The 13,927-nt window shown below is 67.5% G+C and carries 15 protein-coding genes; 9 read left to right on the top strand and 6 right to left on the bottom strand.

The genetic code is table 11. The annotated features are described in order from the left end of the window. Both AC1DK9_RS12395 and AC1DK9_RS12390 read left to right on the top strand, forming a co-directional pair. Nucleotides 1-972 (top strand): DUF4194 domain-containing protein, encoded by a 972-nt coding sequence (locus AC1DK9_RS12395; RefSeq protein WP_476861562.1) that lies wholly within the window; start codon nt 1-3, stop codon nt 970-972. Continuing rightward, complete coding sequence (locus tag AC1DK9_RS12390; RefSeq protein WP_476916110.1) at nt 969-4,445, top strand: ATP-binding protein; 3,477 nt, start codon at nt 969-971, stop codon at nt 4,443-4,445. Before AC1DK9_RS12395 ends, AC1DK9_RS12390 begins: the two co-directional genes overlap by 4 nt. A 34-nt stretch (nt 4,446-4,479) precedes the next feature. On the opposite strand, the gene AC1DK9_RS12385 is transcribed toward AC1DK9_RS12390, so the two are convergent. Then, a complete protein-coding gene (locus tag AC1DK9_RS12385) occupies nt 4,480-4,974 on the bottom strand; it encodes an FBP domain-containing protein (RefSeq protein WP_476916109.1) in 495 nt (164 codons plus the stop codon). 451 nt (nt 4,975-5,425) lie between these two features. Here AC1DK9_RS12385 and AC1DK9_RS12380 point away from each other — a divergent pair, with 451 nt between their 5' ends. After that, nucleotides 5,426-6,250 (top strand): SGNH/GDSL hydrolase family protein, encoded by an 825-nt coding sequence (locus AC1DK9_RS12380; protein WP_476861565.1) that lies wholly within the window; start codon nt 5,426-5,428, stop codon nt 6,248-6,250. A 1-nt stretch (nt 6,251) separates the two neighbouring features. On the opposite strand, the gene AC1DK9_RS12375 is transcribed toward AC1DK9_RS12380, so the two are convergent. Next, nucleotides 6,252-6,539 carry a YciI family protein gene (locus AC1DK9_RS12375; protein WP_476861566.1) on the bottom strand — a complete coding sequence of 96 codons (288 nt, stop codon included), beginning with the start codon at nt 6,537-6,539 and terminating at the stop codon, nt 6,252-6,254. An 85-nt stretch (nt 6,540-6,624) separates the two neighbouring features. Between AC1DK9_RS12375 and AC1DK9_RS12370 the strand changes: the two genes are divergently transcribed. From AC1DK9_RS12370 to AC1DK9_RS12360, 3 genes are read left to right on the top strand one after another with little or no spacing between them, the layout of a single operon-like run. Beyond that, complete coding sequence (locus tag AC1DK9_RS12370; RefSeq protein WP_476861567.1) at nt 6,625-7,119, top strand: MarR family winged helix-turn-helix transcriptional regulator; 495 nt, start codon at nt 6,625-6,627, stop codon at nt 7,117-7,119. A 55-nt stretch (nt 7,120-7,174) separates the two neighbouring features. Then, nucleotides 7,175-7,936 (top strand): SGNH/GDSL hydrolase family protein, encoded by a 762-nt coding sequence (locus tag AC1DK9_RS12365; protein ID WP_476861568.1) that lies wholly within the window; start codon nt 7,175-7,177, stop codon nt 7,934-7,936. A gap of 39 nt (nt 7,937-7,975) precedes the next feature. Next, a complete protein-coding gene (locus tag AC1DK9_RS12360) occupies nt 7,976-9,388 on the top strand; it encodes a GH1 family beta-glucosidase (protein WP_476916108.1) in 1,413 nt (470 codons plus the stop codon). Between the two features lie 10 nt (nt 9,389-9,398). On the opposite strand, the gene AC1DK9_RS12355 is transcribed toward AC1DK9_RS12360, so the two are convergent. Genes AC1DK9_RS12355 through AC1DK9_RS12345 form a run of 3 tightly spaced genes read right to left on the bottom strand, consistent with a single transcriptional unit; the run spans nt 9,399 to nt 12,170 of the window. Continuing rightward, nucleotides 9,399-10,160, bottom strand: a complete 762-nt coding sequence (locus AC1DK9_RS12355; protein WP_476861570.1) for an FAD:protein FMN transferase — start codon at nt 10,158-10,160, stop codon at nt 9,399-9,401. A gap of 40 nt (nt 10,161-10,200) precedes the next feature. Further along, the gene (locus tag AC1DK9_RS12350) at nt 10,201-10,731 is read right to left on the bottom strand and encodes an FMN-binding protein (protein WP_476861571.1); all 531 of its coding nucleotides are present in this window, start codon (nt 10,729-10,731) and stop codon (nt 10,201-10,203) included. Further along, entirely contained in the window at nt 10,728-12,170 is a 1,443-nt protein-coding gene (locus tag AC1DK9_RS12345; protein ID WP_476861572.1) for a ferredoxin reductase family protein, read from the bottom strand. The genes AC1DK9_RS12350 and AC1DK9_RS12345 overlap by 4 nt, the downstream gene beginning before the upstream one ends. A 474-nt stretch (nt 12,171-12,644) precedes the next feature. Here AC1DK9_RS12345 and rpmB point away from each other — a divergent pair, with 474 nt between their 5' ends. From rpmB to rpsN, 3 genes are read left to right on the top strand one after another with little or no spacing between them, the layout of a single operon-like run. Continuing rightward, nucleotides 12,645-12,881, top strand: a complete 237-nt coding sequence (rpmB, locus tag AC1DK9_RS12340) for a 50S ribosomal protein L28 (protein ID WP_011693744.1) — start codon at nt 12,645-12,647, stop codon at nt 12,879-12,881. Continuing rightward, nucleotides 12,881-13,048, top strand: coding sequence for a 50S ribosomal protein L33 (gene rpmG, locus AC1DK9_RS12335; protein ID WP_056737121.1), 168 nt, complete (start codon nt 12,881-12,883; stop codon nt 13,046-13,048). The genes rpmB and rpmG overlap by 1 nt, the downstream gene beginning before the upstream one ends. 4 nt (nt 13,049-13,052) lie before the next feature. Further along, a complete protein-coding gene (gene rpsN / locus AC1DK9_RS12330) occupies nt 13,053-13,358 on the top strand; it encodes a 30S ribosomal protein S14 (RefSeq protein WP_043485315.1) in 306 nt (101 codons plus the stop codon). 255 nt (nt 13,359-13,613) lie between these two features. Here the strand turns inward: rpsN and AC1DK9_RS12325 are convergent. Then, a partial coding sequence (locus tag AC1DK9_RS12325) for a hypothetical protein (RefSeq protein WP_476916107.1) occupies nt 13,614-13,927 on the bottom strand: 314 nt, incomplete at its 5' end.

Genomic DNA, 13,927 nt, shown 5'->3' with positions numbered 1-13,927 from the left:
ATGACCGAAGTTTCCCTGGAAGCACACGACGCGGAGCCCCAGCAAGGGCCGGAGCACGTTCCCGCCGATCCCTTCACCGTCACCCCGCGGGACACGTTTGTCGACGGCGCTGCCTTCTTCCCGGGGGACACCGGCGTGCTCCCGATGAAGGTACGCCAGGCCCTCGTGAAGCTCCTCAAGGGCCCGTACATCGACGGCGGCCGGGACGAGAAGCTGTGGACCACGCTGCTGGACAACCAGCTCATCCTGCGCAGCCGGCTCTCCGAACTTTTCCTGACGCTGCAGCTGGACCACGAACGCAAGGTGGCAGTGCTGCGCCCGGTGGACCCGGAGGCGATCGGCGGCAGCACCCGCTCCAGCATCCTGCGCCAGCAGCGGGCCCTGAGCCGGGTCGAGACCATCGTGCTGCTTCGCCTGCGCCTGCTGCTGGACCGCCACGTCACCGCCCAGACCGACCCCACGATCACGCGCGAAGAAATCGCCGACCTCGTGGCCCACTACCAGCCCTCCGGCCAACAGGACGCGCTGCGCGACGCCGACGTCGTCACCCGCGCCATCACCAAGCTCCTGGCCCGCCAGCTCCTCCTCAGCACCGGCTTGGACGAGGTCTACACCATCTCGAACGCCCTCCCGCTGGCCCTCCCCTTCGAGAACATCGGCGACATCCCGGCCCAAATCGAAGCCCTCATCGCCGCCAGCACCGACCCCTCCGGCACCGAACCCCTGATCGAACTCGACGCCGACCCGGGGACCTCCGGCGACGACGACACGGACGACGACTCAGGGGACGACGCTCAAGGTGACCTGACCAGCGACGACGATGACGGCGATGCCGCCCCGGGAGTGGCATCGGGCCTGTCGGAGCCGCGCGCTGAGCTGATCGAAGATCAGCTGCGCGGCGCAGGGGCGGGGGCGGCATCGCCGTCGTCGTCACCCGACCCGTCCACCAACGAAGCGGAGGCAGCCGAATGAGCATCGCAACCATGCTCCCGATGGGCGAGCTTACGAACCCGGGCCAGATGCGCCTTGCCCTCGTCCAGGTGGTCAACTGGGGCACATTCCATGGCGCCCACACGATGCACGTGGACCGCAACGGCACCCTGCTGACCGGCAACTCCGGCGTCGGCAAGTCCACGCTGTTCGACGCCATGCTGCGGGTCTTCGATGCCCGGCCGCGCTCCAACGAGGCCGCCGCCCAGCGTGCCGGCGGCGCCGTCGAGGACAAGCGCACCACGTTTACGTACATGCGCGGCAAGGTGGGAGACAAAGCCGTCGGCGAGGGCTCGGCCAGCGCCTTCCAGCGCCCCGGGGCCACCTGGTCCGCCGTCGCCCTGACCTTCGACAACGCTGCCGGCACCCGCGTGACCATCTCGGCGCTCTTCGACCTGCCGAAGAACGGCACCGAGTCGAGCGTCGGCCGGTACTACCTGATCGACAACAAGCCGCTGGATCTGTCCGCGCTCGAGGGGATCGCGGAGAAGCGCTTCACCAAGGCGGCGCTGGACGCGATCTTCCCGGACGCCCAGATCTTCGACGTCCACAAGGCCTTCGCCGAGCGCTTCCGGCGCCTGCTGGGGATCAACTCGGACCAGGCCCTTCCGCTGCTTCGTGTCATCCAGGCCGGTAAGGGCCTGGGCGGCAGCGTCAACACCTTCTTCCGCGACCAGGTCCTCGATGCGCCGGCCACACTGGCCGCCGCGGACGACGTCGTCGAGGAATTCAGCAACCTGATGTCCATCCGGCAGCGCCTCGAGGACGTCCGGCAACAGCGCGACCAACTCGCACCGGTCCCCGGACTGAACAAGGAGTACGCGCAGTCCCTGCTCGACGCGAACCGGCTGCGCGACCTCGCCGGCGAGGAATTCGAGGCCTACAAGCAGCAGCTCGCCGTCACCGTCCACGAGAAAACACTGGCCCGGTTCAAGGACCTGGCCCAGGCGAAGGCCAAGGAACTCGGCGCTGAACGCGGTATCCGCGACGGCCTCGCCCAGGAACTGCGGCAGCTTGAGGCGGACTACAACAACCAGGGCGGCAACGCGATCTCAGCGATCGAGCAGTCCTTGGAGAACGCCCGGGTGGGCCTCAAACTCCGCGAGCAGGTCGAGGAATCCGCCCGCAAGGCCCTGACCGACGCGGGCCTGGAACTTGAATGGACCGCCGCCGGCTGGGAGCAGGCGCACGAGCACGCCGCCGCCCGCTCGGCCGAGCTCAAGGACGACTCGGAAGCGCTCAAGGAACTGCGCTTTGAGGCCTTCGACGGCCATGCGACCAGGAAGCGGGAGCTGGCCGCCGCCCAGCAGGAACTCGTCTCGCTCAAGACGCGCAAGTCCCTGCTGCCGCCGTCGAGCATTGAAAACCGCAGCGCCATCGCGGCGGCCACCGGCGTTCCCGAGGAGCAGATGCCGTTCGGCGGCGAGCTGATCGACCTGGCCGAGGGGCAGGAACAGTGGAGGCCGGCCGCCGAGCGTGCGCTGCGCAGCCTCGCCACCACGCTGCTGGTCCCCGGCGAGCACTTCGCCGCCGTCACCCGCTACCTCAACGACCACTCGGTCCGCGGGGCACTGCGCGCCGTCGACGTCTCGAAGCCGCTCGCCGGCGGGGCGCTGGCCGTGCAGGACGCCGCCGACGGCGACCTGCTGACCAAACTGGACATCCTCACCGCCGGGCCGGCCGCGGAGGCGGGCGAATGGATCCGGGAGCGGATCGCCCTCGATTTCGCCTACCCCTGCGTCGAGGATCCGGACGAACTTGCCCGGCTGGACAAGGGACTGAGCCTGGGCGGCGTGGTCAAGCGCAACCGCCACACCGTGGAAAAGGACGACCGCTTCACCTCGCGGCAGGACTACGTCCTCGGCTTCGACAATGCCGCCAAGCTCGAACTGGTCGCGGCGCAGGTCGAGGACCTGCAGCAGGAACTCGCCAAGGCAGCCGAGCTGGCCCAGAGCCGGGAAGAATCCCACCAGGGCATGACCCGACAGCTCGACGCCCTGCGCCGGGTGGCTGACGACCACCGGCCGTGGGAACAGGTTTCCGCGGTAGTGGCCGCCGACGAGCTCGCCCGGATCGAACAGCGGCTCAAGGATGCCCTCGCCGCGCAGGCCGACCTCGAGCCGCTGCGCGCCAACATCGAAGTCGCCCGGCAGAAGCACCAGTCCAGCACCGAGGCCGCGGCCGTGCTGCAGAGCGAGTACAAGGCCCTCGACGCCCAGCTCACCACGGCGGATTCCCTGCTTGACGCGGCACGTCTGCGCCTGGCCCAGCAGCCGCCGTCGGATGCCACCGTCGCGGCGCTGGAACCTTACTTCGCGGAGTTCGGCGACGTGCTGGAGATGTACGAGCTGGACAATCTCGCCAACCAGGTCCGGACGCGGCTGCTGGCCGAGCTGCACGTGGCCGATTCGCGCGGGCAGGCCACCTCGGAGCGGCTCACCCGCATTTTCGAAGGCTTCGTCCGCGAGTGGGGCACGGCGATCTCCGCGGACCACGGCACCTCAATCGGGGCCGCCGGGGAGTTCGAGGCCCGGTATCACGCGATTGTCAGCGACGGCTTGCCCGCGCAGGAGGCCGAGTTCCGGCAGTTCTTCAACCAGCGCACGCACGAGTCCTTCAGCACGCTCCTGCACCTGCTGGACGAGGAGCGCCGCTCCATCACCAGCAGGATCCTGCCGCTGAACGGGATCCTCTCCGAGGTGAATTTCCACGAAGGCAGCTTCCTGGAACTAGACATCAAGCAGACCCTCCCGGCAACCGCAAAGCAGTTCAAGGACGCAATCCAAAACGCGCTGAAGGTCCGCCACGCCAGGACAGGGAAGGCCCCTGGGCCGGCCGCTGGGTCCGCCGGCGCGGAGGCGGACGACGACGCCGAGCTCACCAGCCGCTATAAGTCGCTCGAAACACTGGTGAAGCGGCTCGGTTCGCAGACGCCCGAGGACCGGCGCTGGCGGGCCGAGGTGCTGGATGTCCGCGGTCACCTCTTCATCCAGTGCAAGGAGCACCGCGAGGTGCAGGGGTCGAAAGCGGGCAGGAACGGCGGCAAGCGGACCGAGGTCTTCATGCACGCGGACACCGGTTCCATGTCCGGCGGCGAGCGGCAGCGCTTTACGGCCTTCATCATGGCCGCGGCCCTGAGCTACCAGCTGGGCATCGCCGAGCAGGGCTTCACCACCTACGGCACCGTCATGATGGACGAGGCGTTCGTGCTGGCCTCGGAGGAATTCGCCGGCGCCGGCATCAAGGCGCTGCACGAATTCGGCTTCCAGCTGCTCCTTGCCGCCCCGGAAAACGTGATCGACCTGTCCCGGCACCTGGGCTCGGTCACTGAGATCCTGCGGGATAAGCGCACCAACCGCTCCGGCGTCCTGACGGCCCCGGTGATCGCCCGCGGGTCCGCCACGGAGGGCGTGTGGCGCTCCGAGGCGAACCCGGTGGATATCGTCCTGCGCTGATCCCGGGGCAGCGCGGGCGTTGCCTGTGCCGGCGCTACCCTGCCCGCACGCGCTGCAGGAACTGTGTGGTCCGCCCTGCCAGGCCGTCGATCTGGCGCAGCACGACGGCGGCCGGATCCGGGTTGATCTCGTTTGCCGGGGGTTCGACCCGGACGTTGCGGCAGCAACCGAATTCGGCGCAGATCAAGGTCCCCACCGTGTTGCCGTTGCGGCCGGACTGCCCGGCACGCTTGGCTACCCAGAGCAGCACATCGTCCTTGGAGAGGATGTCGCGGCACAGCTCGCACAGGACTGAACGGTTCTTCTTGGCGCCGCCTTCAGGGGCCCGGAGCATGATTCCGGTGGGACCGTCCGCGCCCGGCATTACCAGGTACCCGCGCAGCGGCATCTTCGCGTCCCGCCAGCCGAGGAAGTCGAGGCTCTCCCAGTCCAGGGTGTCGAAGTTCATGGGCAGGTTGAGTTTTGCGGCTTCGGACCGGCTCGCATTGATGAAGGACGAGCGGATCTGCTGGGGAGTGAGTTTTTGCATGGCTGAATCTTTCGGAATCGGATGGTTCCGGCCCCGGGCGGGCAGCAGCACGGGAGGGGGCCGGTAAGTGGGCAGGGGACTGCCAGCATTCGACTCCGGTGTGAACCGGGTGCTTCCGGGGAATCAGGCCGCGGCGGGCCCGGATTGCCGGGAAAGGGCTGGCAGTTGCGCGGCCGCGTAGCAGGCCAAAGTGGCCACCCCGCTGACCGTGGCAGCGGTCATCATTGCGATGCGCATGCTCACTTCCCTATCTCTTCCCGAATTCACGGCCGGTTCCATTGCACCGGCGGCCCCATCGTTGCAAAGCCCGGCCTTGCTGTCCAGTTTCAAGCTGCAACCCCGGCCCCGGCCGGCCCGGGTAAAGCACGCGGTTCAGCTGCTGTTCGCTGCTGTCCCCTGGTGTTCACGCCGCCGTTCCTTGCCGGTCGACTGCACTGGATAGCCTGGACGGGTGGCCGAGAACCTTCTAAAACCGGGACCGGGCGGACGGCGGATCTACGTTGCACTGGGGGACTCGTTCACCGAGGGCGTGGGAGACCGCAGCAAGCGCCTGCCCAACGGGGTCCGCGGCTGGGCAGACCGGGTCGCGGAGAAGCTGGCCAAAGCCGAACCCGGGTGGGAATACGCCAACCTCGCGATCCGAAGCAAACGCCTCCGCCACATCATCACCGAACAGCTGGAACCGGCGCTCGCCATGGAACCGACCCTGGTCACGCTGTATGCCGGCGGCAACGACATCCTGGATTTCGGAACCGACATCGACGATCTGATGGATGACTACGAATATCTGGTGGCGAAGCTGGCTGCAAGCGGCGCCACCGTGGTCCTGTTCACGGGTTTCGACGTTAAAGTCTCCGTGCTGCTGGAACCGCTGAAGCGTCGCAACACCCTCTACAACCGGCGCGTCCGTGAGCTGGCTGCCTGGTACGGGGCGGTGCTGGTGGACTACTGGTGCTTCGATGCCTTCCACGACCCCCGGATGTGGGATGCGGACCGGCTCCACATGTCCAAGGCCGGCCACAAATACCTTGCAGCGCAGGTCCTGGACCATCTCGGCGTGCCGCACAACATCAGCCTCAAGGAGTGGGAACCCCCCGCCAGGCTCGGCTTGCGCGACTGGGAACGCCGGCAGCGCCGCTGGGTGCACGATTGGGTGCTGCCCCTCTTTGGCCGCAAACTCCGCGGCGTCACGCTGGGGGATGAGCTCAGCCCGCGCTGGCCCGCCCCGGTGAAAGTCCCACGTAAGGGCGGGTTGAAGAAGCTCCTGGCCGGCTGAGCTAGCTGTCCAGCAGGTTTTCGTAGCCGGGCGCGACGCGGCTGGCGTGGAACTCTTCGACGTCGAAGTCAGCCACACCGTTGACGTAGAAGGGGTCCTTGGCCAGGGCGTCGTCCAGGTCGGCGCGGTCGGCGTTGGAGAGCAGAAGGCCGCCGGTGCGCGGGATCTTGCGGCCGGCCACCAGAAACACGCCGCGGTCGAACGCATCCTGCAGCCACGTGACGTGGGCCGGAAGGTGGAAGTCGACGATCTCTTCGGGCACCTTGTAGGTCAGGGAGACTACATACATGGCGCCAGCCTACCGCCTGCCCGCGGCAGAGTGGCGGCAGCCTCGATGTTGAACCGTCAAGCATCGAGGCTCCTAGAATAGAGGCATGACCGAACCGCGCTGGCTCAACGCCGACGAACGCCGGGCCTGGCTGGCCCAGCTCAGCATCAACACCCTGTTGCCGGCTGCGCTGGACACGCAGCTGCATGCTGCCGGGAAGCTATCGCTCTTCGACTACAACGTCCTGGCCATGCTGTCCGAGGCGGAGGGGCAGTACCTGCCCATGAGTGAACTCGCGGCACGCACCAGCGCGTCGCTGTCCCGGCTTTCGCACGTTGTCACCAAGCTCCAAAACCGTGGCTGGCTGGAGCGGCGGCCGCACCCGGGGGACGCCCGCGTCACCACCGCCCACCTCACCGACGCCGGCATGGCCACGATCGTGGAGCTCGCGCCGGCCCACGTGGAGTCCGTCCGGGCCCTGTTCCTGGACGCGCTTGATCCGGACGACGTCGCCGCCCTGGCCCGCATCGGCGAGAAGATCGTGTCCCGGCTCGACGCCGGCCATTGGATCCTGCGGGAGAACACGCCTCCTCCCGCCTGACGGGACCGGCCGCGGGCCCTTGGTTGCTCGCAGCAACGGATGGCAGACTGGCTCCATGGATTTCACAGCCCGCTATGTTGCACTCGGAGACTCCTTCACGGAAGGCGTCGGCGACGACGACCCGGGCCGCCCCAACGGCGTGCGGGGCTGGGCGGACCGTGTGGCCGAGCAGCTGGGAGCAGCCGACCCGGGCTTCGGCTACGCCAACCTCGCCATTCGCGGACGGAAGCTCCGCCAGATCCTGGCCGAACAGGTGGACGCCGCCGTCGCACTCAAACCCACGCTGGTGACCATCTACGCGGGGGCGAATGACATCCTCCGCCCCAAGATCGACATCGATGACCTGCTGGCGGAATACGACGACGGCATCCGGAAGCTGAAGGCCACCGGCGCCACCGTGGTGATGTTCACCGGCTTCGACGCGCGCGGCTCCAAGATTTTCGGCACCATGCGCGGCCGGACCGCCATCTACAACGAACTCGTCCGCGGCATCGCCGGGGACCACGATGCCCTGCTGGTGGACTACTGGCGGTTCAACGAGTATTACGACTGGGGCATGTGGGCCACCGACCGCATGCATATGTCCGCCGCAGGCCATGCCAACATGGCCAAGCGGGTCCTCACCGTGCTGGAACACGACCACTCGATCGATGTCCCGCCGATGACGCCGGTACCCGAGCTGAGCCGTTCCGAGGCGCTCCGCGCGAACGCCCGCTGGGTGCGCGAGTTCGCCGGGCCCTGGGTGGTGCGTCGGGTTACCGGCAAGTCCTCGGGCGACGGCCTCTCGCCGCGCTACCCCCAGCTGACCCGCCTCTAGCCCAATGCCGTGCCGCCTCATGCAAGGAGCAGCAACAGGATGAACAGCAGCCCCCTCACCTTCCCTGCCGGCTTCCTGTGGGGAGCGGCCACCGCGGCGTACCAGATCGAGGGCGCCGCCCACGAGGGCGGCCGCGGGGATTCCATCTGGGACGTTTTCTGCCGCGTGCCCGGGGCCGTTGCGGACGGCCACAACGGCGATGTTGCCTGCGACCACTACCACCGCTCGGCCGAGGACGTGGGGCTGATGCAGGAGCTGAACCTGGCCGCCTACCGCTTCTCCGTCTCCTGGGCCCGCTGCATGCCCGACGGCGTGACGCCGAACCCGGAAGGCATTGCGTTTTATTCGCGGCTGGTCGATCAGCTGCTTGCTGCCGGCATCACTCCCTGGGTCACGCTGTACCACTGGGACCTGCCGCAGGCGCTGGAAGACAAGGGCGGCTGGGCGGCGCGGGAAACAGCCGAGCGCTTTGCCGCCTATGCCGCGGTGATGCACGAGGCGCTTGGTGACCGGGTCCGGATCTGGACGACGCTCAACGAACCCTGGGTCTCCGCGTTCCTCGGCTACGCCGCGGGCATCCACGCCCCGGGCCGCCGGGACCCCGCCGCGGCGCTGGCGGCTGTCCACCACCTGCTCTTGGGGCACGGCCTGGCTGTCAGCGCGCTCCGCCGGCTCGATCCCGAGGCGACCCTGGGCATCACCTTGAACCTGACGGTGGCCGATCCGGCAGATCCCGGGCGGGCGGGGGACCTCGATGCTGCCAGGAGGGTCGACGGACAATCCAACCGGCTCTTCCTGGACCCGCTCTTCAAGGGCGAATACCCGGACGATGTGCTCGCCGACGTGGTCCACCTCGGCATGGCCGGCGTCGTCCGGCCGGGCGATCTCGACATCATCTCAGCGCCCCTCGACGTGCTGGGCGTGAACTACTACCACGGGGACGCCTTCACCACGGACCCGGAACCGCACCGGGACGTGGCCGGCGGAGAACCGGCATCGCCGCTCGTCGCGGCCGACGGCGTCCGCCAGGTGCCGCGCGGCCTGCCCGTCACCGGAATGGGCTGGGAGATCCAGCCCGAGGGCCTGCACCGGCTGCTGACCAGGCTGCAGCGTGAATACACCGGCCCGGCCGCTGTGCCGATCTACATCACCGAAAACGGGGCCGCCTTCGAGGACGTTCCGGACGCAGAGGGCTTCGTCGACGACCGGGCACGGCTGGCGTTTTTCGATGCGCACTTGCGGGCCGTTCACCACGCCCTCGCGGACGGTGTGGACGTCCGCGGGTATTTCGCGTGGTCCCTGCTGGACAACTTCGAATGGGCCTTCGGCTATCACCAGCGCTTCGGCCTGGTGCGGGTGGACTATGAGACGCAGCGCCGCATTCCCAAGGCGAGCGGTCGTTGGTACGCGCGTGTTGCGGCGTCGAACGCCCTGCCCGCGGCAAAGGAATAGCCGGCCAGGTTCAGGCGCGGAACCCGGCTGTGGCGAGGATGCCGCCGTCGTTCCGGACGGCGAGCACTTCAATGTCCCAGCCGCTGGTTGCCCGGTTGAGCATGCTGACCCCGCCGGCCACGATGGCCGTCGCGAGTACATCGGCGGTGACTATGTCTGCGGCGGCGACCGAGACCTGGCGGAATTCGCTACCCCCGGCCCCTTGGGTCCAGATGTGGTCACCGCGTTCAGCGGACCCCGAGGTGGCCAACGCCCTGGCACCAGTGCTGGCACCAGTACTGCCGCCCAAGGGGTAAGCGGCGATCAGGGTCGTGCGGTCTTGTGGGTCCACGATCCCGGCCTGCCACGCCGCCCGGCTGCCCGCGATGGGTGAACCCGCCACCAGCACGTCCCCGCCGGCGTTGAGGCACCAGTCGCTAAGCCCCCGCGCCTTCAGCAGGGCCCCGGCTTCCTTGATCGCGAATCCTTTTACCAGTCCGGACAGGTCCGGAACCCCGTCAGGACGTTCCGGCGTGAACGCGCCCTCTGTCCGCAAGCGCCATTCAGCGGCGTCGGCGTAGCAGTTCCGGAATTCCAGGGAGGCCTGCCGCAGCGAGAGCTCCCCGCTTGCCAGCCGGCTCGCCTCGGACTCGGGGCGGTAAAGGCTGAAGCGGGCATCGAGCTCCACGAAACGCTGTTCGACGACGCTGCTGGCGTCTGCCAGTGCGGCGTCGGCGGCTGACGTCCCGTCCTCGGATCCGACCGGAACCGTAAGGCTCACGACCGTCCCCATGCACCGGAAGGTCCGGGCCCGCAGCTCCGGCCGGCCCCGCTCAGAGGTGCGCTGCATCGAGGGCCGCCTGGAGCGAGGTCAGATAAGCATCACTAGTGACGGTTGCGCCGCTGATGGTTTGTACGTTGGCGGACTGGGCCTGGAGGACCTCGCTGCGGAGCAGGGGTGCGGCGTAGTTGCTGATCTGTACCGAGCGGCCGCCGTCGTCGGTGAGCTGGAGGGCGGTGACATCCGAGATGGTGCCTCCGCTGACGGTGATTTGCACCTGGACGGGCCCGAAGCGGGTCTGCACCACGTCGCCGGTAAAGGTGCCGGCCTTCGCCGCTGCTCCGGCCGATCCGGAGGAACCGGCCGAGCCGGAGGTCCCCGACGACGACGCCGAGCTGCCCGCCGAATTGCCGGAGCCTGAGTTGGCGCCGCCCGCACCCGTGCCCGGCTCCGTGCCCGCCCCGGCGGTAGCCGCCGTGCCGACGGCGCTGGCCGTGTTCGCCACGTGGGCTCCGGACTGCCAGCCGGCCACCAAGATCCCCGCCGACGCCAGGGTTGCTGAAACTACTGCGCGAATTCTCACCAGTCGAACCTTTCGTAATGGAGCTGCTCTTCCCGCACGCCTGCCCGGCGCGCGTCATCGAGGACGTTTCTTGCCCACTCGGCGGGCCCGCAGACGTAGACGTCGGCGTCGCCCAAGCGGGGAGCGTAGCTGGCCAGCCGGTAGCCGGCCCGGGCTTCGGTTTCCGGTAGCCAGGTTTCGATGCCCCGGGGACGGCGCCCGGTCAGATGGAACAGGGTCGCGCCGCGCTGCTTGCAGAGCTCGAGAATCTCGTCGCCCAGGTACAGCCCGGACCGGCTATGGCCGCGGAGGATCACGGTCGCATCGCCCGGCGCGAACGGGGTGCTCTCCAGCAGCGCCCGAATGGGGGTGATGCCTATGCCGGCACCAATCATCACGACGTTCCTCCGGCTGCGGGCCGCGGTGCTGAAGAGCCCGTACGGTCCTTCCACCGCAACCCGGGTGCCGGGCCGCAGGCGGGCCAGGCTCGCGGAGCCGCGGCCGAGGTTCCGGACCGTAATCCGCAGCCGGCCACCGCCGTCGGCGTCGAGCTGCAACGGCTCGGCCGAGAGGCTGAACGGATGCGGGTGCCACCACTGCCCGGGGGCGAGGAACCGCCAGATGAAGAACCGTCCGCCGCTGCCGGCCAGCTCGTCGAGATGCCGGCCCGTCATTTCGATGCTGACCACGCCGTGTCCGGCGGCCACCACTCGGCTGACCTGCAGCTGGTGCCGCACCGTGGCGACGATGGGCTCAAGGACCCGGTAGTGCAGCAGTGCGGCGCCCGTCGCAATGCAGACGGCAAGCCAATACCAGCGCTGCCAGGTGCCCTCGGCGAACAGTCCGCCGACGCTGAACTGGTGCGGCAGCGAGGTCAGCACGGCGGCGTAGGTCAGCAGATGGACGGCGTACCAAAACTCGTAGGGGAACCGACGGCGGACGGCCACCAGGGAAGTGACGACGACGGCGATAAAAAGTGCCGTGGAGACGAACGCCAGCCACATGTCGGGGACATTAACCCACAGGGCGACCGACTCACTGATGGGATTAAGTCCCTCCGCCAGCCCGTAGCCGGTCGCGACCAGGAGGCCGTGCGCCAGCAGCAGGTAGAGGGACGGCTTTCCGAGTTTGCGGTGGAACTCAAGGGCCCGGTCGTGGCCCACCGCGCTGTCGATGACCGGGAGGCGTGCAGCGAGGAGCAGCATGAGCAGCACCAGGTCCATCCCGGCGAGGCCTGCCACGATGCCCGCTGCAGTGAACGTCCCCGCGACGCTGGAGAAGCCGGCAGCGCCGCCGTCGGCCAGCCACAACGCCACGGCCCCCGCCACCGACGCCCAGGCGATCACGGTCAACAGGTCCGCTTTGAACAGCCGCCTGCGGTGCTGGCCCCTGAAGGGGTTGCCGCCGGCCGGCGCCCGCCGGGCCTCGGGCTGCAGGGCAGTCTGGGTTGGTGTGTTCATGGATCCAGAGTCTGCCCATTGCCTTTCATTTTGCTGTGAAAGAACTGCGCCGCTGATGTGACTTCCCTGCAGGAGGACGACGGACGCTTATACACCCTGGAGGGCCGGATTGGTCTTTAATTCGCCAAGCTCGTAGACTTGGTAGGCGCTAGGTGGCGCGGAGCGTGTGCAATTGCTCCGGTTGGCGGAAATGGCTGAGAAATCAGGCACTCCCGGTGGCCGGTAGTTAGGGGCTCAAGTTGCGTGCACTCCTGTATTCGCCCAGTATCCCGGCACTTCGCAGTGATTCCTTACGGATGTTCACCGCCCGGTGCCGGTGACCCACAATCTTCGCCGCAGTGCTGACTGCAGCCGGTTCCGCCGGTTGCCGGATTCCTGCGGGAGTCGGTAGGGACTGGATGCGGACGCCGCCTGTCGCACGGCTACGCGGAACTCCGCCAGCCGTTTCATTTTATTTTCATTAGGAGAGTCGTCATGGCAGCACACTGCCAGGTGACCGGAGCCGAGCCGGGCTTTGGACACAGCATTTCGCACTCGCACCGCCGCAACAAGCGCCGGTTCGACCCGAACATCCAGAAGAAGCGCTACTGGGTTCCGTCCCTGCGCCGCAATGTCACCCTGCAGGTCTCTGCGCGTGGCATCAAGACCATCGACGTACGCGGCATTGACGTAGTCGTCGCCGCCATCCTGGCACGAGGAGTGAAGCTCTAGTGGCAAAGGACAAGGACGTACGTCCGATCATCAAGCTCAAGTCGACCGCGGGCACGGGTTACACCTACGTGACGCGCAAGAACCGTCGTAACGACCCGGACCGCATGGTCCTGCGGAAGTACGATCCCAAAATCCGCCAGCACGTCGAATTCCGAGAGGAGCGCTAAACACATGGCTAAGAAGTCAATGATCGCTAAGAACGAACAGCGTAAAGTCATCGTCGAGCGTTACGCTGCAAAGCGCCTCGAACTGAAGAAGGCTCTGGTTGACCCCAACTCGACCGATGAAGCACGCGAAGCCGCACGCCTCGGCCTGCAGAAGCTGCCCCGCAACGCCTCGCCGGTCCGCCTGCGTAACCGCGACATCATCGACGGCCGCCCCCGCGGTACGTTCCAGAAGTTCGGTATCTCCCGTGTTCGCTTCCGCGACATGGCTCACCGCGGTGAGCTCCCGGGCATCACGAAGTCTTCCTGGTAATTCAGCACTCCTGAAGCCAGTGGCTTGAAAGAGGGCCGGCAACCACATGGTTGCCGGCCCTCTTTGCGTTTAAGCATGTTTGCGTTTAGGCATGGGCCGCCAGTCCGGGCTGCCCTGCCTCCGCCTAGGCCGGCGGGGTTTCGGCTCCCGCGGGTTCGGGCGGTGACCGAGCACACACCGGCCACTTTCGACGCCGGGGCGTGGTTTCTGCGTCCGTCGCCCTGTTCTGGCGCGGATTTCCGGGGATCCACCTGCTTAAGGGCTCGATTTGTTCCGGGTCGGGTTGGTGTGTAGAGTAGTTCGAGTCGCCGCCGCTGAAGCGGAAAGATAGCGACCGACCCCCTTGTTGAACGGCCTGGAAAATGGTGCGGATTTCCGTGCTGGTTTTTTGGCTGGGGACCCTTCCATTGCTTCGAATTCGGCGGATACGCCGGTTTGCAAAGCGGTTGGTGATCGGGTAAGTTTGAAAAGTTGCTCCGGAGCGATCCTGGACCGTTTGGTTTGGGTGGTGCCGGGTGTGTCTGTTGTTTGAGAACTCAATAGTGTGCCAAGTTTGTTGATACTGATAC

Source organism: Arthrobacter sp. 01T414, assembly GCF_056398965.1.
This window is presented reverse-complemented; position numbering and strand designations above follow the sequence as displayed.

Bases quoted from the DNA above. Each gene is read 5' to 3' on its own strand.
- AC1DK9_RS12395 (WP_476861562.1), top strand. From the start codon at position 1: ATGACCGAAGTTTCCCTGGAAGCACACGACGCGGAGCCCCAGCAAGGG.
- AC1DK9_RS12390 (WP_476916110.1), top strand. From the start codon at position 969: ATGAGCATCGCAACCATGCTCCCGATGGGCGAGCTTACGAACCCGGGC.
- AC1DK9_RS12385 (WP_476916109.1), bottom strand. From the start codon at position 4,974: ATGCAAAAACTCACTCCCCAGCAGATCCGCTCGTCCTTCATCAATGCG.
- AC1DK9_RS12375 (WP_476861566.1), bottom strand. From the start codon at position 6,539: ATGTATGTAGTCTCCCTGACCTACAAGGTGCCCGAAGAGATCGTCGAC.
- AC1DK9_RS12370 (WP_476861567.1), top strand. From the start codon at position 6,625: ATGACCGAACCGCGCTGGCTCAACGCCGACGAACGCCGGGCCTGGCTG.
- AC1DK9_RS12365 (WP_476861568.1), top strand. From the start codon at position 7,175: ATGGATTTCACAGCCCGCTATGTTGCACTCGGAGACTCCTTCACGGAA.
- AC1DK9_RS12360 (WP_476916108.1), top strand. From the start codon at position 7,976: ATGAACAGCAGCCCCCTCACCTTCCCTGCCGGCTTCCTGTGGGGAGCG.
- AC1DK9_RS12355 (WP_476861570.1), bottom strand. From the start codon at position 10,160: ATGGGGACGGTCGTGAGCCTTACGGTTCCGGTCGGATCCGAGGACGGG.
- AC1DK9_RS12345 (WP_476861572.1), bottom strand. From the start codon at position 12,170: ATGAACACACCAACCCAGACTGCCCTGCAGCCCGAGGCCCGGCGGGCG.
- rpmB (WP_011693744.1), top strand. From the start codon at position 12,645: ATGGCAGCACACTGCCAGGTGACCGGAGCCGAGCCGGGCTTTGGACAC.
- rpsN (WP_043485315.1), top strand. From the start codon at position 13,053: ATGGCTAAGAAGTCAATGATCGCTAAGAACGAACAGCGTAAAGTCATC.